Genomic DNA, 23,865 nt, shown 5'->3' with positions numbered 1-23,865 from the left:
ATTGCTAAATTTACGTTTCGATGATCTACATATTTCCAAGACTATGAGTATGGAACTTCTGCTATATATGTGACCGGTGTAATAGAAAGTTGTTCAAGTTGATCACCGGTCATCATATAGTAACTCGGATGGTTGCTATCGATATCGTACAGTCTCAGTAGTAAAAATCGTCTTCCATATGTTTTTGCTTGTTCAAGTTCTCTTGCTGAAATGAAAAACGGAGTGTACTGACTCTTACTGCTAGTTGTTTTGACTTCTACGTACAGTTCTTCTCCTTGAGTCTGTCCACTCACTTGTATGTCGTATCCTAAAGAGTCATCTTTCGAAGAAACCTGTTCTATTTTTCTTTTCGGATATAATTGCTTTAGTAATTCAATCGCTGCTGTTTCGCCTTTAGACCCAACTCGTGTATTGTGCTCCTGACGCAGCGCGTAATTAACTTTGGTGGAGTTATTTCTTTTGCTCTTTGCACTGGAAGATGGTTGATTGATTCTGGGAAACTCAATTTTTCTGAACTTGCTGACTGGTGGCAGTGGGGTCTTTATATCTTGAAACATTTTGGAAAGGTTTTCGGCTGAATTACAAACTTCGGAAACGACTGCCTGATATGACTTGAGCGGATCTTTATCAGAACTTCCGATAAGCAGATTCACCAATCTCGAATAGACCGTTAGCATTCGGTCTAAATCTGTTTTTAATCTAGTTTCATCCGGCAGAGATTCACTGCTGTAATACAGTCCGCAAATATGTCCCGCCTCGTAACCTGAAGCAAGATCACCGCTCCTGCCTAAACCAGCTAAATCGATAGGTTCATGCAAGTCAGAAGTAACATACCTCTTACTTTGTAATATATCCCAGAGCCATTCTGAGACTTTTCTACAGTTTTTCCGTCCTAGTTTTATACCCTCGTGGCTGCGGAATGGAGTCCATGCCTGATTTAATGAAAGGTAAAATCCTGTCATATCTGTTTTAAATAAGTAAACTAAGTAATAGCCCTCACTGGCTTTGCTAGTTACTCGCTGGTCAAATATGCAAAACCATGGTACTTGCGCTCTGCTTCCGGAACCAGCGGATCCTTTGACTAGGTATTCCCTCTCAGAGGGAAGATATGATCGAATTACATCAGAAAACTCTGTACGAATGTCCTTATCGATCTGCCGCGTTTGGCTTTCTACTAAATATCTGTTTAGGACCCCAGAAAAAACATCTCTTAATTCCATGTTCATATGTTTTTCTCCCTGGTTTTGATGAGAAAGGACAAACATTAATTTTCAGTATAGGGGAAAATAAGATACTCAGTTGTTACAAGGTAAGAATTACCTCCATAGCTTGCAGTAAATATGAGGCAGGTTTTGGATGCTAGGTTTTCCGGGTAGAGTCAAAGCTGCTAAGCAAGGACTACGAATAAAATGAACACATATTGTTTTCAGCAAATTGAATGACTACCGTTATAACAGCGACTAGGTGGAAAGTTCTTATGAATGAATTCTGATTTATATGAGAGTGGCTTACATGTGTAAAATACTTAAAATGCAAGTTTCGCCTAAAAGTAAAAATAATCTGTCTGTGCAAACTTATTAGAAGCCGTAAGATTCTGTGTTGGGTGGAATCTGGTTAATCCGAATTTCTATTACATAGAAATGCATATTTAGATGCTTATATTGGAAAATTGTCTTATTCTACACAAATGCCAATATGCGACCAAGAATAGCATACCTACGTCTGTCCTTGCTTCTTATAGAACGAAATAAGCTAGCGACAAGTGGACTCGACACGGTTCGATACTGCTGTTGACAATGGTTATAAAGTGTAGTTACATGAAACTCGGGTTCAGCTCATAAGGGGATCGATTGAGCTACGACTCACTGGGTATTCAATGAGTGATACTGACCATAGTTTCCAACGGAGTAGACGAAACTTAGCATATGAGAGGAAGGTACCAATGGTAGGTACAAAGCATGGTGAAGCAGGTGAGCAGTTTGGGGCTTCATCGGTCGAGAATGTAAAAGCTGGCGCTAATGTAGCTCCGGATACAGGTAAACCATTAACAAAGAGTATGAACTTCCGTTTTGCCTGCGGTTTTGCGCTAGTATCAATTCTGTGGGCGCTCCCGTTCTTTATGGGCTCCAGCGTATTGTTGCCCCACGTTTTCGATGGAATGAAAGGCGTTTCGGCGGAAGGTGCTATTGCTGTAGTTAATTCTGTCAGTTCCATATTCTCCTTGGTTGCCAACATTGTTTTTGGTGCCTTATCTGACATGTCTCGTTTCAAAGTAGGCAAGCGTACTCCTTGGATTGTGTTAGGTGGCTTTATTGCTGCTGTCGGTTATATAACTTCGTTTAACGCCCATAGCTTGGCAATAGTGGTTGTTGGTTGGTGTGTGGTTCAAGTTGGACTTAACTGCATTATTGCTCCTGCTGTTGCTGTCCTGTCTGACCGAATTCCAGAACTAACTCGTGGTACTTTCTCTGCCCTCTATGGTGCAGGTATGATTGTGGGACAGCAGCTAGGTACCTTTGTTGGCTCTTTCTTCCTGTCTAATGTTCACACAGGTGCCATTATTGGTACGGGTATTTTCTTCTTCTCTGGCATTATCGTGGTTTTGGTTTGGCCACGAGAGAAGTCTGCAGCCACGAACGACACCAAGGTTTCGGCCGTTGACCTTGCCCGTTCTTTCATTCCTCCAACAAAGAACTGCCGTGATTTCTACCTAGCCTTGGGCGGTCGTCTGGTATTCGTAATCGGTGCCTTCATGATTTCGGGATACCAGCTGTTCATCTTGCAAAAGTACATTCATTTGAGCCTTGACGCGTCTAAGACAGCTTTGCAGTTAATAGCTGTGATTACTGTTATTACTACGATTGCTGCATCAGCTATTTCTGGTCCGCTGTCAGACTTCCTTCAGCGCCGTAAAATTATCGTCGCAGCGTCTACCGTATTGTTTGCCGTTGGATTGGCAATTCCATTCTTTATCCCTACTGCTACTGGTATGTACATTTATGCTGCACTTGCAGGTATTGCCAATGGTTGCTACATGTCTGTTGATCAAGCACTCAATGTTGACATGCTGCCAAACCCAGACGAAGCCGGTAAGGATCTGGGAATCTTGAACTTATCTAATACAATCGGACAGGTGTTGGCGCCTGTATTTACCACGCAAGTAATTGCCATGACAGGTGGATACAAGATGGTCTTCCCAGTAGCTATCGTCTTCTTGCTTGCTGGTACTTTCTTCATTATGGCTATTCGCAAGGTCAAGTGACCACAATATACAAACATGAACGTCACAGGTGCGTGTTGCTCTCTTTTTCAGAGTTGAAGGACACTGTGGCGCAGAGAAAGGAATAATTATGACTGAACAAACGCATGTGAATGCTAGTGATTTGAGCTTGGAAGAGGAAGCATCACTGACTTCCGGCTCCGACTCTTGGCATGTGCAAGGCGTCCCTGAGCAAGGACTCGAAGGTTACATGATTACCGACGGCCCCTACGGCTTGCGTAAGGCGAAGGATTCTGCCTCAAATGATGTATACGGATCCGTTCCTGCAACATGTTTCCCGCCCACGGCAGGTCTAGCTTCTTCATGGAATCCTGAGCTGGCTCACCAGGTTGGACAGGCGATGGGTGAAGAATGCATACAGGAAAAAGTTGCTGTGATCTTGGGGCCAGGCGTAAATATTAAGCGCAGCCCACTGGGTGGTCGTAACTTTGAGTATTGGTCAGAAGATCCGGTCCTAACAGGCCATCAGGCAGCTGAATTGGTGAATGGTGTGCAGTCTGAGGGCATCGGTACCTCAGTTAAGCACTTTGCAGCCAATAATCAGGAGACCGAGCGCTTGCGAGCTAGCTCTGATGTTGATGAACGTACCTTGCGTGAAATCTATCTGTCAGCTTTTGAATACATCGTCAAGAATGCTAAGCCGTGGACCTTCATGTGCGCATATAACCGTTTGAATGGTGTATTCGGTTCTGAAAACAAGCGACTCCTCACCGATATTTTGCGCGATGAATGGGGCTTCGATGGTATTGTCATGTCCGACTGGGGAGCCGTGCACAACCGTGCAGCAGCTCTTAACGCAGGTCTCAACTTGGAGATGCCTCCATCCGGTACAGACAACGAAATCGTTGAAGCGGTCAAAGCTGGTGAAGTAAGCAAAGAACAGCTTGACAAGATGGCTCAGGGCATGATCGACCTTATAGAAAAGGCCAGGCCTGCAATGTCACGTGAAGGCTTCCGATACGATGTTGAGGCTCACAATCAGGTAGCCCGTCGGGCAGCTCAAGAATCTGTAGTTCTCTTGAAAAATGAGGACTCTATTCTACCGCTGCGACAGGGGGAGAAGGTGGCCGTAATCGGTGAGTTTGCGCGTACTCCACGCTATCAGGGTGGCGGTTCTTCTCATATCACCCCAACTATGGTGACAACCGCTTTAGATGCTTTTGAGCATGCGGGTATGGAAGTTGATTTTGCTCCTGGTTTCACCCTTGATGGAGCTCAGCAAGATGAAGCGCTTACTCAAGAAGCCCTTCAGGTTGCCAAGCAGGCAGATAAGATCATCCTCTTCATGGGCTTGCCTGAGGATGCTGAGTCAGAAGGGTTTGATCGTACGAGTCTGGACCTTCCTGCCAAGCAGGTGGAGCTGTTACAGAAGGTTAGCGAAGTCAATCCTAATACTATCGTGGTGCTTTCCAATGGTTCCGTTGTAAGCTTGACGGAATGGTTGCCACAGGCCAAGGCTGTGCTTGAAACTTGGTTGTTGGGGCAAGCTGGTGGTCTGGCCATTGTTGATTTGTTGACGGGGCAGTCTACTCCTTCAGGCAAGTTAGCGCAGACAATACCAGTTCATTTAGATGATGATCCTACAGTCATGAATTTCCCTGGTGATGAGGGGCATGTTCGCTATGGTGAAGGTGTATATGTGGGTTATCGGTACTATGACACCTTTAAAAAGCCGGTACTCTTCCCATTCGGCTTTGGTCTGTCATATGCCAGTTTCGAGATCACTGATGTGTCTGTGGAAAAGACCGGTAAGAATGCAGTACGTGTTAGCGCAACAGTGACCAACACTTCTCAAGTAGATGGTGCTCAAACTGTGCAGGTCTATGTGGCTCCAGGTAAGGCAAAGGTTAGTCGACCTTCCCACGAGCTGAAAGCGTTTAGTAAGGTCTTTTTGAAGGCTGGCGAATCTCAAAGCGTTTCAATGGATCTGAATGAGCGTGATTTTGCATACTGGTCTCGGGCAATGAATGATTGGCATGTTGAGGCCGGTACTTATGGTATCGAAGTAGCTACATCTTCACGTGACATCGTTAAGAGCGTCGACGTGACGCTCGAAGGCGATGGAAAGCACTTCCGTCTGAATAGTGAGTCCAGCATGGGGGAGTGGGAGGAAGATCCCATTGGTGGTCCTATCATGAGCAAAAAGATTGAGGAGCTGGAGGCAGCAGGAGTGCACCTGCCAGACAACCCCAATACTATGGTTCTCTTCCGCACGATGCCTTTGGGGACAGTTCTTATGTTCTCGGGTGCTGACGGACGTACAGTTACCAAAGAGCTCTTGGATGCTTACGAGGCTGCCTTGTCTAAGTAAAAGCTACTCGTAAGGTCTCTTTCCTTAAAAGCCCTGTCACAAGGTTGTACCCTGTGGTGGGGCTTTACTGTATTTTGTGCTGTTGTATGTGCAGCAATGATTACACTCAGATGTTGGTTTGAGCTGTTGGAGGCAAGTGCTGATAGCTGCGCATGTAAACGTGGTCCCTGCTTGTATAAGTTGTGAGACTCACGCCTGGGGAGTGGGGGAAGAACTGTACTTGATTGATGAGCGAAGTAGGTGCTTGTTGTAGTTCGTTTTGGCAAATTACAGTACGAAGGATGGTTTTGTGCACAGATTAGTTGTCGTTACATCTGTATCGACGAGTTCGTTGAGAAGATGAATGGTGTCTGTGGAAGAAACGTAACCGTTTAACTTACGTATTGATTATTGGCATATTGTACAGAGGCAGTATTGAGCTAATGGCCTCTATGTCTCTGGTTTACCTTCCATAAAATGGTTGCTATAACAGGCTTTGTACAAATCTTGGTAAATAGAGTCCTATCGAGCACTTGCAAAAATGGGAATGCTTGCTATGATAAAAGCGTAAACGGTTACGTACAATAGGTACAGTCTTACGAGGAGGTGAGGCCGAGTATGGACGTTCATTCGATTATCGATACTCTAGACCACGGTTTTAACTGGTTTATTGGTTTGGGTGGAGCGGCAATGATGTTTATTATCATTACGCTGCTTTCTCTCGCGGTTGGTGTTAAGCTCTCGAAGGCCTTCGAGGGTGGTCTAAGAATGGCGATGGCTTTAACGGGTATGAGCGCCGTTATATCGTTGCTAACCAATACTTTTAGTCCGGCCCTCAAGTCATTTGTAGAGTTTACTGGTTTGCATCTCTCGGTGACAGATCTCGGTTGGGCCCCAATTGCTGTCATTACATGGAGTTCTCTCTACACCCTTTATTTTGCTTTCATTTGCATTGTTACTAATGTAGTTATGCTAGCTCTTCAAGTAACTAATACGCTCAATGTAGATTTGTTTAATATTTGGAATGTTTCTATCTTAGGTCTTTTAATCAATTGGAGTTCAGGCGGTAACTTCTTCCTGATGTCCGTCTTTGTAGTGTTTATCTATGCATTGATGCTCTTCAATGCGGATGCTATGAAACCTACTATTAATGAACTTCTGGGATATGATGATACGAACATTACGACCACGGCTCACCCTGCTCTTTTAATAACGCCTGTAGTAGTGCTGCTTGATCGAATAATCAGTAAAGTCTTGCCTTTTATTGATAAGTTTGATTTCGATGCGGAAACACTGAATAAAAAGGTAGGTTTCTTAGGAAGCAAAGGTGCGATTGGGGCATACTTGGGAGTTTTTGTAGGTCTGCTAGGTCGTCAAGATGCTGCTCACATTTTTGCCTTGGCATTTTCGTCGGGAGTAGCTTTGGAACTCTTTGGCGTCGTCGGTGGATGGTTCGGGCCAGCTATTGGTCCACTCTCAGAAGGTGTTACGTCGTTCATGGAACGGCGGTTGGGTGGTCGTAAGCTCTTTATTGCTATAGACTGGCCGATTCTGGCATCCAGAGCTGAGTTGTGGGCGGTTGCCAATATTCTTGCTCCCATTCTCCTGCTGATAGCTATGGTGCTCCCAGGAAATACGGTCCTACCTTTAGGGGGGATTATTTTGACTGTGCTTGCTCCTTCCCTCTTAGTGGGGACCAAGGGCAAGGTGGTGCGCATGACGCTAATTGGTACTATTATGATTCCTCTGTTCTTGTGGGCGGCAAGCCTTATTGCTCCTTTCTTGACCGAGATTTCCAAAACCATGGGGGTCTTTCCTGCTGGCTTGGGGAAGAATGAAATGTTCAGTGCAGTGGATTCTGATCCTCTAGAAAAAATGCTAGCCATGGTAATCGGTACAGCTGTAAAGACCCTTGATTTGAAACTGATAGCTGCTTCTCTTGCTGCTCTACTGGCTTATATTGGTCTTTTTGCTTGGTACGTTCGCAAGCTTCGCGCGAGTGCTGTTTTGGCTCAGTGATACTTAGGAAGTCTCATAACTGGCAGTCTCGTGTAGGTATCCACTCAAATCATTACTCCGGTTTAGTCTGAAAAAGCAGTAATACGAAAAGCTGCAACCCTTGTTTAGCTGTATTGACAGATGGAGTTGATTGATGACAACGATTAGACAGATCGCTGAAATGAGTGGTGTATCTATTGCTACGGTCTCTCGAATTATCAACGGTAAGGGGGGTGCAAGCGATGCAACCATAAAAAAAGTTCAAAAAGTAGTCAATGATCTGGGATATGAGCCCAACTTTGTGGCAAAAACTCTTTCAGAACAGTCATCTGATGTAATAGCTGTGCTAGTGCCTAACTTGACCAACCCTTTCTTTGCGGAATTGGTTGAGCACATTGAACAAGCAGCGCAAGCTCAGGGATATCGCGTTTACTTGTGTGATAGTGAAGATGATCGCTCTAGAGTTGAGTACTACTTAAAGTTCATGGAAGGCATTCGGGTTCGTGGGGCAATTATCAATTCACTCTTCGTGAGTGAAGAGGATTTGAATCGCTTGCACCAGTTGGGTATTACCACACTCACTATCGACAGGGCTCAGTTCTCACACCCATATTCGGCGATGGCTGTAAACCACCGGAGTGGTTCATATAAGGCCACAGCTTATCTTATCGAACATGGTAATTGTGACAGATTGATATTCGTGTCCGGTCCAGAGCAAGATAAGAGCTCATCTGATCGTTATGCGGGATACTTGCAGGCGGTGACTGAGCATAATGCAACTGCTGTGGCAAAGGTGAACGCTTCTTTTTCGGTGGCGGACGGTTACAAGGTTGTGAGTGCTTACCTTGTGGAGCACAAGGATGTCAACGGCATTGTCTGCGCTGACGATGCCATTGCCTTAGGGGCCTTAAGGGCTTGCGCTGACCTTGGATTGAGAGTCCCAGAGGATGTGCGAATTATTGGCTACGACAATATCCAGCTCAGCCAATACTGCGTACCGCGGTTAAGTACAGTGAACCAGCTTCCAGAAGATATAGGAAGTATCATTCTGGATTTGTTCCAAGAGACTGTAGACGCGGGCGGAGCACCCATTAAAAAAGTCATTGAACCGCACCTTGTTATTCGGGAAACGTCTCAGGCAAGGAGCGTTGAAGGAGTGTAAATGTTTGAAATTGGTCCCTCGCTTATGTGCGCTGACCTCGGCAATTTGGAACGGGATGTTAGAGAGCTCGATCAAGCGGGAGTAGATTTTTATCATATTGATGTTATGGATGGAGAATTTGTTCCCAACTTCACCTTAGGTCCAGACATTGTTAAGAGGGTTCGTGGAATTACGCAAAAACCTCTTGATCTGCATCTCATGGTCAACAGTCCGGAGCGGTATGTGTCGATGTTTGCTGATGCCGGAGCTAATCGTATTGCCGTTCATGCAGAATCAACGACGAATCTGCAAGGCACACTTTCTGCTATTCGGTCAGCAGGCCTAGAGGCAGGTTTGGCAATCAGTCCGGCAACATCTCTTGACGTGCTTGATTATCTTTATGATGTTACAGACTACATAGTACTGATGACTGTCAATCCAGGATTTGCTGGACAGCACTTTATTGAATCGATGTACGGAAAAATATCTAACCTCAAAACGAGGCTCACTGAGTGTGGTTTAGATACGCCAATTGAGGTTGATGGCAATATTGGTGCTCAAACGGTTCCAGAATGCGCTCGCAGGGGAGCGACACGGTTCATTGGTGGAACGAGTGCTATTTTTCGCTCTGACGCTTCACTTGCTGACAATGTAGAGCATATGCGTGCTCTCTTTGCACAGGTCATGCCTGCGTCGTAATGAATTCGTGTGTTGCTGGATGAGCAGTTATACACACAATACGTAGTCACCAAAGAAGTATCGTCAGCCGTATCAATCCGGTGTCCTCAATGGCTGAGGCAGATGGATGTAGTTATGTTGTAATGCAAGATAAGGAATTTAACAATGAAGTATGACGTAGCAGTTTTAGGGTCTATTAATCTTGATGTTAAGGCACTCGTTCTGAACTATCCTGAACGTGGGCAGACTGCATTGGCAAAAAGAATCAATATGCTGCCTGGTGGCAAGGGTTCGAATCAAGCAGTCGCTGCTGCCAAACTAGGTGGAAAAGTTGCTATGGTGGGCATGGTCGGTGCTGACGGTGCTGGTAAGCAGCTTCTGGATGATATGAACTCTTGGGGTGTTGATACACAGTTTGTGAAACAAAGCTCAGACGAAGGAACTGGCACTTTTATTGTACAAATAGATCAGACTTCAGAAAATACAATGGTCGGTACATTGGGGGCAAATGCTGCGCTACAAGGAGATCAAGTCGTACGTTCGCTTTCAGAAATTGAAGCACCAGTGTTGCTGATGCAATTGGAGACAAGCCGAGATTCTGTTATGGCTGCCCTACGTACTGGTAGGGAAAAGGGCATGTATATTATTCTTGATCCAGCTCCCGCTGATGGGTTTTTTGAAGAGTCGCTAACATATGCTGATTGTGTTACTCCCAACCAACAAGAGACCGAGCGTATTACTGGTATCAAAGTGACTAATAAAGTTGAAGCAATCAAAGCAGCAAAGGCTATTCATCACATGGGGCCGAGTACCGTGATTGTAAAACTCGGTAGTGAAGGCAGTGTGGTCTTGCATGAAGACGATATTTACGAGATTGACTCTGTCAAGGTAAAAGCTGTGGATAGCGTCTGTGCTGGCGATGTGTTTGCTGGAGCGCTTGCAGTACATTACTCACAGCATGGTAACTTTTTGGATGCGGTCAATTTTGCCAATAAGGCTGCGGCCATCAAAGTGAGTAAAATAGGCAACCACGATGCCTTCCCAGTCTTAGCGGACATGGCTTAAGTTTGGTGGGGGCTTCACTTCTCACTCTTCTTATGGGGGGGGGTGGTTGTGATGCCCCTATTATTGTCAATAAAACAGGTTCGTTTCAGTTTGCGGCGATAGTGGATTAGCATTCACTATAAGGCAGTTACTCATGCTGTGTGCGTTGAGATACATCATCGTGAAATTGAGGGGGTTTGGATTTGGGTAGACGACCAGCTCGGCGTAATGAGTCACGGACAATAAATTCCATTTGAGCATTGATGGAGCGCAAATCGTCGGCAGCCCATTGTTCCACAGCTGACCATAAAGAAGGGTCAATCCTGAGTGGATATTGTTTGCGCGCAGTCACCAACTGTCCTTTCGCCTGCCTGTCTCATAGAACTAGGTAAGCAGGGGTCTACTGTGCTTGCCATTAACCCCTGCTTCAGATTTTAATTGTAGAGAGTACCAGTATTGAGTACTGGCTGTGCGTCGTTTTCCGAGCAGAGTACAACCATCAAGTTGGATACCATAGCGGCTTTGCGCTCGCTATCGAGTTCAACGACGTTGTCTGCCTCGAGTTCTTTTATAGCCATATCAACCATAGATACTGCTCCTTGTACAATCTTGGTCCGTGCTGCGATAATAGCCTCTGCTTGTTGACGGCGGAGCATGACTTGAGCTATTTCTGGGGCGTAAGCCAAATGACTGAGGCGGGCATCATCGATCTGAATACCAGCGTCCGACAGGCGTTCTTCCAATTCATTTTTGAGGGTCGTTGAAATTTCGCTGATATTAGAGCGTAAGGTGATCTGGTCAATGCTTGCATCGTCACTGTCGGCATTGTGATCGTAAGCGTATAAGCTAGCTACATAGCGTAGTGCTGTCTCTGACTGGGTTCGTACGTATTGTTCGTAATCATCGACATCAAACACTGCTTTGGCGGTATCTATGACCCTCCATACGATGACTGCCGCGATTTCGATGGGATTACCGTTTTTGTCATTCACTTTGAGTTTGGAGCTATTGAGAGTGCGAGCTCTTAGGCTGATGAGTGATTTGACTGCCTTGTTGCTCTCTGTATTGTTTTCTTCGTGGTCATCTTTAGTGGTCTTGGTGTTTACCTGTATGGAGCTTTTGGGTGAACGAGTATAAAATGGGTTGCCCCAGTAGAAGCCGGTCTCCTGTACAGTGCCCTTATACTCGCCAAATAAGATGAGTACACGTGCTTCGTTGGGCTCAAGGGTAAAGAAGCCAAGATATGAAATGGAGGTGCAAATGACGCACACAATGCCAAGGAGTAGCGCACACAGGCCTAAGAAGAACGTACTATTGTGAGTTTCTTCGTTGCTATTGAGTACCAAACCTCCCGCAATGATGAGTGCTATGGAGGCAACAAAGCCAAGTGTAAGCAGCGGGAGCACCTTCCAACCGTGAGCGGCATGAACGATCTTTTCTTGAGTAGGAGGCTTGATGTGAGTAAATGCTGTTTGTTCTGACATTGCTCTTCCTTACTTTGCTTTCCAGTAATCTGTGCAGTTGGTCCTTACATAGTTCACTGTTGTTACATTGATATATAAATGATATCACATTGATTTCTTCCAGTCTCTATTAGTCAATCTGAGCATCAGAGCGAGTTTTCAAGGAGGAGTGTTTTGTTTGAATATGTAAGTTGTAATTGTGTCTGTGAGTGACTGCTGCAACATCCCAATGTGCCTTGTGCTCGGAGATGAGCGCTCAAGATAGACGAATATCCAGTCAGTCAAATATTCAGTCGGACAAATACTCAGTCAGTATTGTGTGATACATCGGTGGCTGATGGTGGCGTTGACTACTGGTTAAGACTTTGAAAGAGGGCCTGATCGAAGGTCGGATAACCCAGTAAGAAGGCAGTATAGACGTGTGCGATCGCTAATTGTGTTAAAGCTGTCAGTCCGGCTTTTAGCCTACCTTCTCCGGACTGATGAGCTGCGGCGTGAGAAATGGAAAAATCGTTGGTAACCTTTAGTAGGGACCGTGCGCAATTGATTTCCACAATTGCAGGAGTGGGCGCCTGAAGCTGAGTGCTAGGGTCAACAGTTACCTGGGGAGCTCGTAACAGTTCTTCAACCGAGTACACTCCTTGTCGAGGATCGTTTGACCCTGAGAGTGTTAATGCGAATGTTTGAGCGGCTGTATGGTGATGATCTGCGGTTTGTAAAAGAAAATTTGAAGCACTTGAGTTGCGCCCCGCGAGGACTGTCGTAGCAAATCCAGCCTCATCTTCAGCTTTAGCTGCTGTTACCAGTTCGTCAACAGACATGACGCTGGCTGTTGACGCTAAGCTAGGTAAGACATCTGCTGTCATTTCGTAAGGTTGTGTAACTGCCTGCCGTGTATTGGCTTGGGTTAAGGCTAACGCTGAGCGCGTGACTGCCTCTTCAAGTCGGGTTGGACAGTTGACGGCGACCTCGCTCCAAGCATGGCTGGCCGCGAGAGGTTCTATGGTACGGGAACCTGCTGCTCTGCTGAACAGGGGATCAGCCATGAATTGTTCTGCTCTGTGAGCTTTGGTCCAAGCTTGGTCACAAAGGCTGAGTTCGACGTGTTCTTGTGGTGGGTCTGTTTCTTGAATTGAGATGAGGGGAGAGCAGCCACCTAAGGATACTGCTATCGCACTTAATAGGAGCATAGCAATGGTTCGGGTTAGGATATGACTTTTTCTGCGCGTCATTAACCTGAAAAGTGTCTGCATGAGAGGCTACGATAGCTTGGATTGTAGACCTAAGCCGAATGGCTTTGTTGAGTCGTATAACTTCATAGGAGGGCCTTGACATGGAATTGGATCTGGCTGAAATTCATCAGTTAGCAGCAGAGCAAGGAATAGATGCCGAGACCTTAGAGGAAGCTCTCTCTGAAGCCCTCCGCCTAGCATATTCAAAGACCCCACATGCGGCTAGGCATGCACGTGTTGAACTCGATAATCGAGCGAATGCACTTACTATCTGGGCTCAGGATGAAATCCCGCAGGAACCCACACCAGATAATCCTCATCCGAGTCCTATGCTGGGTGCCGAGTATGACGATACTCCGAAAGATTTTGGTCGTGTAGCGGCATCTACAGCAAGAGGTGTTCTTAGTGATCTCTTCCGCAAAGCAGAAGACCAGCGTATTTTCGGTGCTTTTGCAGGACAAAAAGAGCACCTTGTTACTGGTGTGGTACAGCAGGATGCCTCAGATTTAAGCAACGTACATGTTGCTGTCGGAGATGTAGAAGCTATATTACCCAGACGTGAGCAAGTGCCTGGTGAACGTTATAGGCACGGGCAGCGCATTCGCGTGTACGTGGTTACGGTCTCTCGTGGCTTCAAGGGACCTGAGATTGTGGTCTCGCGTTCTCATCCTGGGCTAGTCCGTCGTCTCTTTGAATTGGAAGTGCCTGAGCTTAATTCTGGAGCGGTTTCCATTATGGGCATTGCTCGCGAGGCCGGAGCACGGACCAAGATCGCTGTGAGGGCAAACACTAAAGGTGTCAATCCTAAGGGGGCTCTCATAGGTCCTAATGGGGCTCGTGTGCGGGCAGTCATGGAAAACTTAGGTAACGAGAAAATTGATATTGTTGATTGGTCGGAAGATCCAGCTGCTTTCATTGGAGCAGCGCTTTCTCCCGCTGCTGTGCGAGAAGTGCAGATCGTATCGGAACGCAATCAAACTGCTGTAGCTTACATTCGTGATTCCCAGCTCTCTCTTGCTATAGGCAAGGAGGGACAAAATGCTCGTTTAGCAGCAAAGCTCACTGGTTGGAAAATCGGAATTGAATCGTTAGAAACGCATCAAGCACAGCTCAAGGCTCAGGAGAAGATTCAGCAAGCTGAAAATCAGGTTCGGATGGAACGTGAGCAATCTCAGTCGGATCTGGCTAGCGCTGAATGTGAAAGCAGTTCTGAGCAAGAGTCTACTGCTGATATCGAGAAGCAGGATTAAGACATTTCAGCAAGCTTCACTTCGGGAGAAAGCAGCTGACTGAAACATCCGCAATGACGAGTATGCTTAAAAGAGCATCTGCCATGTGTAGCTTGAAGCTGCCCGGGTGCTGTAAAAGAGACGAGGTAACACAATCATGGTCGCACGATGAGACAGGATATGTTCACCGTCAAACTGGGATGACTGCGCCTCCATACGCGCGGTCGGTGTAAGGAGAAAATAAGTGCCCAAAGCGCGCGTGTATGAATTAGCCAAGGAGCTTGGCGTAGATAGCAAGACTGTCTTAAATAAGCTCAAAGAAATGGGAGAGTTTGTTAAGTCAGCTTCTTCCACGGTAGAGGCGCCAGTAGTGCGTCGTTTAAAAACTGCTTTTCCCTCGGCTGATCAGCAAGAATCTAGCCAAGGGACTACTGAAAAACCAGCTAAATCTGGACACACTTCAACCGGCTCTACAGATGCTGCTTCTCCGAGCAAGGGTTCAGCAAAAAAGAGTTCTGTGAAGCCTGGACCAGCAAGGTCAGTGTCCCAGAAGAAACAAGAAGTGAGCGCTGTAGTTGAACCTGAAACAGTACAGGTAAACGATAATGCACGCAAACCTTCACCACAGTCACCAGCACGAACTTCGGCTCATGTTCCTACAGGGCAACATAAGTCAGAAAACAAGGCGAAACCAGGTGCTGGACGCCCTGCGGCGCCAGCTCGTGCTCATAACGACCAGACTCAGCGCCGCCAGAATCCGACTCCTAAACCAGCAACCCCAGGTGCTCAACCAGGATCGCATTCGCCGGTAAAGCCTGGTGCTCGGAAAAGTGTTGCCACTCCTCGTCCCGGAAATAATCCATTCAGCCGCAAGCAGGGGATGCATGCCCCAATGCCTAGTGATATTCCACGCCCACATCCAATGGCTAAGCCAGGTGCAGGTGAAGGTCGGAAGTCGGGCTCTAATGGCAATGGCGGCGGACGTGGTCACTTCCGTAACGGGCGCCCAGGTCAAGGATCAGGTGCAGGCAGCAGTAGACCCAATCAGTGGGGACACAACCGTTCTGGGGCACCGGCAGGAGGCTCAGCCCGTCCTGGTCAAGGCGGTGGTAATCGCTTTGGTGCGGGTCCAGGTGCAGGTGCGGGCACAGGCGCAAGCTTCCAGAATTCTGGTCCTTCAGGTCGCGGTCGCGGACGCGGTGGGGCCGCAGGTGCTTTTGGTCGCCAGGGGGGTAAATCCTCCAAGGCTCGTAAGAACAGGATGGCCAAGAGGCAAGAATTCGAGGAGATGAAAGCACCCGTTATCGGCGGAGTGCGTATTCCTTCAGGTAACGGGCAAACTATCAAATTGCGTCAGGGAGCTACACTTTCTGATTTAGCAGAGAAGATTAATGTCAACCCTGCCGCCCTAGTTACGGTGCTCTTCCATTTAGGAGAGATGGCTACTGCAACCCAATCTTTGGATGAGGCCACTTTCGAGATTCTAGGCCAAGAGATTGGTTGGAATATCAAGATCGTATCGGCTGAGGAAGAAGACCGAGAACTTCTACAGCAATTCGACATCGACCTAGATTCTGAGCAGGCGGATCAGGATGAAAGTAACTTGGTCTCGAGACCTCCTGTCGTTACGGTCATGGGCCACGTTGATCATGGTAAGACGCGGTTGCTTGATACGATTCGTCAGACCAATACCAGCGCTCACGAAGCTGGTGGCATCACTCAGCGTATCGGCGCTTATCAAGTGACAGTTGAGCTAGAAGGTGAACCACGAAAGATCACCTTCCTTGATACACCAGGTCACGAGGCGTTCACCGCAATGCGTGCTCGAGGTGCAGAACTCACTGATGTGGCTATCTTGGTTGTGGCTGCGGATGATGGTGTGATGCCCCAGACTGTCGAAGCTATTAACCATGCCAAGGCCGCCAATGTGCCGATTGTGGTTGCTGTCAACAAGATTGATGTGGACGGCGCTAACCCTGACAAGGTACGTGGTCAGCTTACCGAGTTTGGCCTGGTATCTGAAGAGTACGGCGGCGATACCATGTTCGTTGATATTTCTGCCAAGATGGGTACAAATGTGGACAAGCTCCTAGAAGCTGTCTTGCTGACTGCGGACGCGGATTTGGATTTGCGTGCTAACCCCAAGATGGATAGTCGTGGAGCCACAGTTGAAGCCCGTTTGGATAAGGGGCGGGGTGCGATTGCAACCGTCCTTGTGCAACAAGGTACGCTTCATGTGGGTGACGCTATCGTAGCTGGTTCAGCATACGGTCGTGTTCGTGCTATGTTAGACGAAAATGGCACTGCCATGAAGGAAGCTGGTCCATCGACACCTGTACAGGTGCTTGGTCTCACTTCTGTTCCAACTGCTGGTGACCTCTTCTTAGTGGCTCCAGATGATCGTACAGCCCGTCAGATTGCTGAGAAGCGTGAGGCAACTGCTCGAGCAGCGCAATTGGCAAAGCGTCGTAAGATAGTCTCTCTGGAAAGCCTCAAAGAGCAGTTTGCCAAGTCCGAAGTGGATATGCTCAATATCGTTATCAAGGGTGAGTCTTCTGGTTCTGTGGAAGCACTGGAAGATGCCTTGATGAAGATAGAAGTATCCGACGAAGTAGGCATCCAGGTTATTCATCGCGGAGTGGGCGCCATTACCCAGAACGATGTCAACCTAGCAACCGTCGACAAGGCAGTTATCATTGGCTTCAATGTACGACCCAACAGGCAGGTCCAAGAGCTGGCAGACAAAGAAGGGGTAGAGATCAAGTACTACTCCGTTATCTACCAGGCCACCGAGGACATCGAAGCCGCCTTGAAGGGCATGCTCAAGCCTGAATATGAGGAAACTACAACCTCTCATTCAGAGATTCGCGAGATCTTCCGCTCTTCCAAGTTTGGCAACATCGCAGGTGTTATGGTTCAAGACGGTACAGTCAAGCGCGGCACCAAGGCTCGTATCTCTCGCAACGGTGTTGTGACCATCAACGATCTGGAGATTTCCACCTTGCGTCGTTTCAAGGACGACGTTACCGAGGTCTCTGAGGGCTACGAGGCAGGTATTAACTTGGGTGACTTCAATGACATTCAGCTCGGCGATATCATCGAGACATTTGAAATGCGTGAAGTTGAACGCAAGTAAGCAAGTGCGTGTGAACAAGCAATGCACAAGAACAAGAAGGAGTAAGCGGTGGCCTCTGGCACAAATCCAAGAGCTGTGAGAATAGCATCACTGATTCAGCGGGTCATCGCTTCGTCCCTTGAAACCCACATGCATGATAAACGCCTTAATGGGGTGACCATTACCGAAGTCCGTGTTACCAATGACATGCAGCTGGCTAAGGTGTATTGGACACAAATCGGTAAACCAGGACATGAGGAAGGTGAACGTAAGCGGGCTCAGCAGGCACTTCGCCAGGCTACGGGGCGTTTACGTTCACTTGTGGGTGCCAAAGCTGGCCTGCGACTAACACCTGCTTTGCGATTCATCTACGATGAGGTTCCATCACAGGCTAATGAAATCGAAGATGTGCTTACAGTGGCGCAAAAGCGCGATGAAGAGTTACAAAAAGCACGTGCTCATGCGCAGTATGCAGGTGATCCAGATCCTTATCGCCATGATGAAGACGAAACAGGTGACAGTGAAACAGGTGAAGTTCAAGACACCAGTTTTGATATGGCCGACAGGTTTGACATTCCTGATGAGGATGCTACTTCCTTGATCTGAACCGCAACAGGGGCTGGTACCGTTTATATTGGTACGGGCCCCTGTTCTGTAGAAAGCGATTACCGGAATCCATGAAGAGCGGGATATTAGTCATTGACAAGCCTCAAGGAGTAACCAGCCACGACTTGGTTGCTGCTGTACGTGCTCAGCTGGGCATACGAAAAGTAGGGCATGCGGGGACCTTAGACCCAATGGCGACCGGAGCTCTCATCATTGGATTTGGACAGGCCACGAGACTTCTCAATGTCATCGTGGACCACGACAAGACTTATGAAACCACGATTCGCTTAGGCCAAGCAACGCAGACAGATGATGCTGAAGGCACAGTGTTGCCTTCGCCTCCACAAGTGGTGGAACGAATAGAACGAGTGACTCAAAGTCAGGTAGAGAATATAATCGCCAACCACTACACCGGGAATATCCAGCAAGTACCTAATGCATATTCAGCTATTAAAGTGGACGGTAAGCGTGCGTATGAGCTGGCTAGACAAGGGCAAGTAGTTGCTTTAAAGGCTCGTAATATCAACGTTAGCGAATACAGTTTACTTGGATTCAAACGGACCGTTGCAGACAATGGTCAGGCAGTTATTGATATCCAGGCTCGTATTTCTTGCTCATCAGGCACGTATATTCGTGCTTTAGGTCGAGACTTAGGCCGTGAGCTAGGTGTTGGTGGTCACCTTACGTATCTGCGGCGTACCCGGGTAGGGCGTTTTGATATAAGCAATGTATCACTGTCTCAGCATGTGCTTACAGCACATGTGGTGCCACACACATTCCGTGACCGAGAAGGACTCTATCAAACCAAAAATAAGGCCATCTTAGATCAAGACCGTGCACAAATACTTGCTCGTGCTATAAGTCTCGTTCAAGGGGCTAAGATGGCCATGCCTTCATTGCCTGTCAGCCTTGAACAAGCTCAAGCATTGGAACACGGTCAATTTCTTAACCTGCCACTAACGGAACCGGCAGCAGCAGTGCTGACTTTAGAAGACAAAGAAGAGCATCTTATCGCCCTTGTGGAGCCCCGTGGTAAAGATACAGCTAAGCCGTCAGCAGTATTTCCCTTTGAACCTACTTATAATAAGCCCATACAAGAAGCTAGTGGTAAGCAGATAGGAAGCAGATGAAAATCAGCAGACTTGAACCAGACGCAAGTGGTATTGTGAACTGGCCCACCCTCAGTACAACAAAAAAGTGCGTAGTGACTGTAGGAGTTTTCGATGGCATGCACCGAGGGCATCAAGCAGTGATACAACGTGTCGTACAATTAGCTCATCAACAGGGTGATTTTGCTGTAGTTATTCTGTTTGACCCGAGCCCTAAAAGGGTACACTCCTATGCTGCGTCTCATTCTGGTGCTGAGCTGCCAGATCAAGAGCTTAGAAACCACGAAGATGAATTAATGGCTGCTTCGGAGAGAATTCGCCTCATGAAGCAACTGGGGGTTGATTGGGTACTGTCTATCAGCTACAACTTAGCTTTTGCTGCCAAATCATTCCGGTATTTCATAGGAACTCTTGTGGGTAAGCTTGGCATGCGTACATTGGTCCTAGGTCGCGATGCAACCATGGGAGCTGGACGGTCGGGTAATGTACAGGCTGTTGAGGAACTTTCACAAGCTACTGGGGTGTTTACACTTGATATCGTAGATGATGCTGGTCCTGGCTACACATGGGTACCACAAATTGTTCATCAGCAAGTACCTGATGGTCCAGGAGAACCGAGTGATCCTCTTGTAGAGATGAGCAAAGCTGAGATGCGGGCTTGGACTAAAGCTCATGCCTGTAAAAAGGTTCGTATGTGGAGCTCCTCCAACGTTCGTTACCTACTGGCAAGTGGTCGAATACATGCTGCCAATGCAGTTTTAGGCCATACTTACGCGGTTGAAGGTGAGGTCGTGCATGGTGAGAAGCGAGGGCGAGAACTCGGCTACCCAACAGCTAACGTATCACAAGAGCATGAAGGTTATATGCCGGTTGATGGAGTGTATGCAGGTTGGCTCGTCGATCTGGGAAAACCAAGGCAAGACAGTGATTCAGACAATCAGTCTCAATCGGATAACCATACACAGACCTTGACTGCTGATCCCGGGCACGATGTACGTCTGGCTTCGGGGTCGGTGTGGCGGTGGCCGGCTGCTATATCTATTGGTACTAAAGAAACGTTTGCCAGTGAGGGGAAGCAGTACGAACGGGTTCTCGAAGTCAACGCTATAGCAGGAGATAACTGGCTTGATTTGTATGGTCACAGGGTCAGGGTCGAGTTCTTGTCCTATTTACGTCCCCAAAAGAAGTATCCAGATGCTGATGCGTTAGTAAAACAGCTTGCACAAGATGCAGCTGATTCTTTACGAATTGCGCAAGAATCTGTAGGGTGACCTTCCTCTGTGCTATCTCGTATTCAACTATGTCACTTGTGTATAAGCTGGGTGGTTGGTTCTTACAATACCTCATTTAGATGCCGCGGAAATGGCTGAAAAATTCGATCGTTTGTGGGTTCTGAGATTCGTCCATTACTTCTCGGGGGCTGCCATTTTCAGCAATTTTTCCGTTTAAAAGCAAGACTATGCGATCAGCAGCATCATGAGCAAATGACATTTCGTGAGTGGCCATGAGTATGGTGGTTCCCTTGGTTTTTAACTCGGCAACCATTTCAAGGACTTCGCCGACCAGCATAGGGTCTAAGGCAGAAGTTATTTCGTCGAGGAGTAAAAGCTCTGGATCGCACATGAGGGCACGTACGATGGCGACGCGCTGCTGTTGACCACCAGAAAGCTGGTCGGGGTATGAGCTAGCCTTTGCTCTCATTCCAATTCGATCTAGTAATTCCAGTGCCTTGTCATTGGCCTCATCTTTCGGCATGTTATGAACCTTAATAGCGCCCAAAGTCACGTTTTTTAACACGTTCATATGGGGGAAGAGGTTAAACTGCTGGAAAACAACCCCAATTCTGGAGCGACAATGATCACGATTGACTGTTGGGTTCGTAATGTCTGTGTCTCCCAACCATATTTGCCCATCATTGACTTCTTCAAGTAAATTGATACATTTCATCAATGTCGATTTTCCAGAACCTGAAGGTCCCAGAAGGGCAACTGTTTCATGAGCACGTACTTGAAAAGAGATCCCTCGTAACACTGCATTCGAACCATAAGATTTACGTACCTGATCCAGCCTAAGCACGGTTTGTAGTTGCTGGGAGTCAGCTTGCTTAGACTCACTCATGGCCGTTTTCTCCTGAGTTTCTTGCTGGATCATACTGTACCTCCGCTCTGCTCGCGCTGACGTAAGCGTGCTGAATACCAGTCATTGAGCAAGATGAATGGTACAGAAGTGGCAATGAAGAGGACTGATGCGACTACATACGGGGTAAAATTGTATGAAGAAGCGACTACGATTTGAGCCGCTCTTACCGCGTCTACCGCACCCAAAACTGAAATCAATCCAACATCTTTTTGCATGGAAATAAAATCGTTCATGAGGGCTGGTGCCACTTTACGTAAGGCTTGAGGGATGACAACTAGACGCATCGTCTGACCAGAAGTCAAGCCAAGAGAACGTGCTGATGCACGCTGGGATGGGTGCACGTCTTGGAAGCCAGCCCGCAAGACCTCAGCAATATAGGCTGAGTAGGAGAGGATAACCGCAACCGTGCCTAAGAAAGCGGCTGGAATCCGACCAAAAATGCCCAAACCAGGAATGCCAAAACCGATCAAATACAATACCACAATCATGGGTATGCCACGCATGATTGTGGTATAAAGTTGAGCTAGCACCCGCAGCGGAAAAAGGAAAGCTGATTTGCTGGTGCGAATTACAGCTAAGAGCGTTCCTAAGATTGCCACGCCAATAACGGCAAAGAACAGCACTTGCACATTGAGCCAAAGTCCTTGAAGTACCTTAGGGAAGGCTTGAACGAAGTACTGGCCCGAAAAGAAAGATTCCTTTACCTTGGGCCAGCCTGGCGATAGCTGTAAACCAACCGCAACAAGGAAAGCAAAAACAATTGTAGAAATTACCGATGTCGCTACTGACTTGAGATTTTGTTTGCGCTGATACGCTTCTCTCTCGCGTTGTACGGACGAGACTTGTATCTGATCTGCTGACGACATACTCAATAAAGCTCTTTCATTATTCGGTTGTGGAGTTGACTATTTGAGTACGGGGATGTCGTTGTATTCTTTCAGCCAAGTCTCTTGAAGTTTTTTCATTGTGCCGTCCTTGGTTAAGTCCGTCACAGCTTTGGATGCGGCCTTGGTGAGTTTTGAATCTTTAGGCAGCACAATGCCTGCACCTTCAGGATCGGTAGAACCCTCAATCTGACCGAGTATCTTACCGTCCTTGATCTGTCCTGACTGGATAGCTTGAACAGCTGCCGGTGTATCAAAAACAATAGCGTCAACCTGTTTGGAATCAAGAGCTTGCGCTAAAGATACGTTATCGTTGAAGGTCTGTATATCATCTTTGATCTTGCTCTTGGCAAAGGTATAGGAAGTTGAACCTACCATGGCGCCAATACTGCCGGATTTGATTTCATTCAAGCTTTTGGCGTTGGCATACTTTGAATCACTTTTGATGAGAACCGATTGTGTGGAGTTATAGTATGCAGGGGTGAAGTCCACTGCCTTTTTACGCTCTGGAGTAATTGAGAACTGTTGAATGTTCATGTCATAGTCTTTGGTGCCCGGCGCAATCGCTGCGTCGAAAGTGGTGCGGGTCCACTTAACATGATCTTTGGTAAATCCCATCTTTTCTGCTACCGCATAGGCCACAGCAGATTCGAAGCCTTTGCCGCTTTCAGGCTTGTTGTCGATAACATAAGGAGCATATGCCGGTTCGCCAGTTGCGATAGTTAGCGTACCAGGAACGAGTGTTTCTTCAGTGATGGACTGTGCTTGAGAAGACTCTGAAGAAGTAGCAGAAGACCCACATCCAGACCCTGCTATGAGCAGTAGTGTACTCAGTGATGCTGCAACCATGCGGATAATGTTATTTTTGCTCATGAGTGTCATACCCGGAACTCCTAGTGCATTATTTGAATGTTATGCGTTGAAGATGGATGGGTTGATGAATCAGCCCCAATAACTGACTCACTTTTATTTTAAAGGAGGTAGGCTACAAATCTTGGTAAAACAGGGTGCAAATAATTAGATGTCACCGGGTTATCCCATATGACAGGTACACATCTTGTACAAATTGTGCTTTATTGAGGGCAGTACTTGGATGCGTTCAACATCGCATGTACCTGCCCTCAGTGGCTCAGTCTTGAAGTGTAAAACCATCAAAAGTGAAACCAGGGCTTACGACGCATGAGACCAAAGCATCGCCCTGACCTGGTAGGGTGCGCTGCCAGCAGCCCTTGGGCACTAACAGCTGTCCCACAGGCTCCGTGTCTGCATCCTGGCTGCCACCATTGGTGAGTTGGGCGCCTAAGGTAATTTGTTTGCGCTGGGAGGGATCTTCGCTGGGAGCGTCCCCGTAGCCGCCCAGTTCAAGGAGGACTGGTGCTGGTCCGTGCCAGAGCCAAATTTCATCTGCATCAACCTTGTGCCAGGCGCTAGCATCGCCTTCGGCCAGCAGGAAGTAAATCAGAGAAGCCAGTGGTCGATCTGAAACTTGATCAATGTGGCTGCTTCGCCAAGTTGAATCGTACCAGCCTCCTTCGGGATGGGGCTCTAGGTGCAGTCGTTCCACCAGTGACTGGGCGAAGGGGCTCATATCGCTAAGAGGTAGGCTCATTTTTTCTCCTTTTGGTTACTGTGGTTGGCACAAAGTCTTGTATCAACA

Annotated in this window: 19 protein-coding genes; 11 read left to right on the top strand and 8 right to left on the bottom strand. The window is 47.3% G+C overall.

From position 1 onward, the window contains the following. Positions 1 to 41: 41 nt before the first annotated feature. Entirely contained in the window at positions 42 to 1,226 is a 1,185-nt protein-coding gene (locus tag BOCO_RS04100) for an MrcB family domain-containing protein (RefSeq protein ID WP_158520410.1), read from the bottom strand. 716 nt (positions 1,227 to 1,942) lie between these two features. Here BOCO_RS04100 and BOCO_RS04095 point away from each other — a divergent pair. From BOCO_RS04095 to BOCO_RS04070, 6 genes are all read left to right on the top strand, one after another. After that, positions 1,943 to 3,262, top strand: a complete 1,320-nt coding sequence (locus BOCO_RS04095) for an MFS transporter (RefSeq protein WP_094722788.1) — start codon at positions 1,943 to 1,945, stop codon at positions 3,260 to 3,262. Positions 3,263 to 3,350: 88 nt separating this feature from the next. Beyond that, on the top strand, positions 3,351 to 5,591 hold the full coding sequence (locus BOCO_RS04090) for an exo-alpha-(1->6)-L-arabinopyranosidase (RefSeq protein ID WP_094722787.1): 2,241 nt from the start codon (positions 3,351 to 3,353) through the stop codon (positions 5,589 to 5,591). A 597-nt stretch (positions 5,592 to 6,188) separates the two neighbouring features. Next, positions 6,189 to 7,589 (top strand): PTS transporter subunit IIC, encoded by a 1,401-nt coding sequence (locus tag BOCO_RS04085; RefSeq protein ID WP_211278680.1) that lies wholly within the window; start codon positions 6,189 to 6,191, stop codon positions 7,587 to 7,589. Positions 7,590 to 7,722: 133 nt separating this feature from the next. Continuing rightward, on the top strand, positions 7,723 to 8,730 hold the full coding sequence (locus BOCO_RS04080) for a LacI family DNA-binding transcriptional regulator (protein ID WP_094722786.1): 1,008 nt from the start codon (positions 7,723 to 7,725) through the stop codon (positions 8,728 to 8,730). Beyond that, complete coding sequence (rpe, locus tag BOCO_RS04075) at positions 8,731 to 9,408, top strand: ribulose-phosphate 3-epimerase (RefSeq protein WP_094722785.1); 678 nt, start codon at positions 8,731 to 8,733, stop codon at positions 9,406 to 9,408. Between the two features lie 144 nt (positions 9,409 to 9,552). Next, the gene (locus BOCO_RS04070) at positions 9,553 to 10,452 is read left to right on the top strand and encodes a ribokinase (protein ID WP_094722784.1); all 900 of its coding nucleotides are present in this window, start codon (positions 9,553 to 9,555) and stop codon (positions 10,450 to 10,452) included. A 127-nt stretch (positions 10,453 to 10,579) separates the two neighbouring features. On the opposite strand, the gene BOCO_RS04065 is transcribed toward BOCO_RS04070, so the two are convergent. The 3 genes from BOCO_RS04065 to BOCO_RS04055 all read right to left on the bottom strand — a co-directional run bounded on the left by BOCO_RS04065 (position 10,580) and on the right by BOCO_RS04055 (position 13,126). After that, on the bottom strand, positions 10,580 to 10,783 hold the full coding sequence (locus tag BOCO_RS04065; RefSeq protein ID WP_094722783.1) for a type II toxin-antitoxin system antitoxin: 204 nt from the start codon (positions 10,781 to 10,783) through the stop codon (positions 10,580 to 10,582). 82 nt (positions 10,784 to 10,865) lie between these two features. After that, positions 10,866 to 11,915, bottom strand: a complete 1,050-nt coding sequence (locus BOCO_RS04060; protein WP_094722782.1) for an SPFH domain-containing protein — start codon at positions 11,913 to 11,915, stop codon at positions 10,866 to 10,868. A gap of 329 nt (positions 11,916 to 12,244) precedes the next feature. After that, positions 12,245 to 13,126 (bottom strand): hypothetical protein, encoded by an 882-nt coding sequence (locus BOCO_RS04055; protein ID WP_094722781.1) that lies wholly within the window; start codon positions 13,124 to 13,126, stop codon positions 12,245 to 12,247. A gap of 101 nt (positions 13,127 to 13,227) precedes the next feature. On the opposite strand from BOCO_RS04055, the gene nusA reads away from it, so the two are divergent. The 5 genes from nusA (at position 13,228) to ribF (ending at position 20,456) form a co-directional block, all read left to right on the top strand. Then, positions 13,228 to 14,376: a transcription termination factor NusA gene (gene nusA, locus BOCO_RS04050; protein ID WP_094722780.1), complete on the top strand. Its 1,149-nt coding sequence runs from the start codon at positions 13,228 to 13,230 to the stop codon at positions 14,374 to 14,376. 223 nt (positions 14,377 to 14,599) lie between these two features. After that, the gene (gene infB, locus BOCO_RS04045) at positions 14,600 to 17,491 is read left to right on the top strand and encodes a translation initiation factor IF-2 (RefSeq protein WP_094722779.1); all 2,892 of its coding nucleotides are present in this window, start codon (positions 14,600 to 14,602) and stop codon (positions 17,489 to 17,491) included. 48 nt (positions 17,492 to 17,539) lie between these two features. Beyond that, positions 17,540 to 18,076, top strand: coding sequence for a 30S ribosome-binding factor RbfA (gene rbfA / locus BOCO_RS04040; protein WP_094722778.1), 537 nt, complete (start codon positions 17,540 to 17,542; stop codon positions 18,074 to 18,076). Positions 18,077 to 18,147: 71 nt separating this feature from the next. After that, positions 18,148 to 19,206, top strand: a complete 1,059-nt coding sequence (gene truB / locus BOCO_RS04035) for a tRNA pseudouridine(55) synthase TruB (RefSeq protein WP_094722777.1) — start codon at positions 18,148 to 18,150, stop codon at positions 19,204 to 19,206. Beyond that, a complete protein-coding gene (ribF, locus tag BOCO_RS04030; RefSeq protein WP_094722776.1) occupies positions 19,203 to 20,456 on the top strand; it encodes a bifunctional riboflavin kinase/FMN adenylyltransferase in 1,254 nt (417 codons plus the stop codon). Before truB ends, ribF begins: the two co-directional genes overlap by 4 nt. Positions 20,457 to 20,532: 76 nt before the next feature. Here the strand turns inward: ribF and BOCO_RS04025 are convergent, their stop codons facing one another. From BOCO_RS04025 to BOCO_RS04010, 4 genes are all read right to left on the bottom strand, one after another. Next, positions 20,533 to 21,303, bottom strand: a complete 771-nt coding sequence (locus BOCO_RS04025; protein ID WP_094722962.1) for an amino acid ABC transporter ATP-binding protein — start codon at positions 21,301 to 21,303, stop codon at positions 20,533 to 20,535. 29 nt (positions 21,304 to 21,332) lie between these two features. After that, the gene (locus BOCO_RS04020; protein WP_094722775.1) at positions 21,333 to 22,190 is read right to left on the bottom strand and encodes an amino acid ABC transporter permease; all 858 of its coding nucleotides are present in this window, start codon (positions 22,188 to 22,190) and stop codon (positions 21,333 to 21,335) included. A 39-nt stretch (positions 22,191 to 22,229) separates the two neighbouring features. Then, a complete protein-coding gene (locus BOCO_RS04015; RefSeq protein ID WP_094722774.1) occupies positions 22,230 to 23,090 on the bottom strand; it encodes an ABC transporter substrate-binding protein in 861 nt (286 codons plus the stop codon). A 247-nt stretch (positions 23,091 to 23,337) separates the two neighbouring features. Next, a complete protein-coding gene (locus BOCO_RS04010; protein WP_094722773.1) occupies positions 23,338 to 23,817 on the bottom strand; it encodes a cupin domain-containing protein in 480 nt (159 codons plus the stop codon). Between the last annotated feature and the right edge of the window lie 48 nt (positions 23,818 to 23,865).

Source organism: Bombiscardovia coagulans (assembly GCF_002259585.1).
GTDB classification, from domain to species: Bacteria; Actinomycetota; Actinomycetes; order Actinomycetales; family Bifidobacteriaceae; genus Bombiscardovia; species Bombiscardovia coagulans.
The sequence above is the reverse complement of the archived record's forward strand: the minus strand, read 5'-3'. Positions and strand labels throughout refer to the sequence as shown.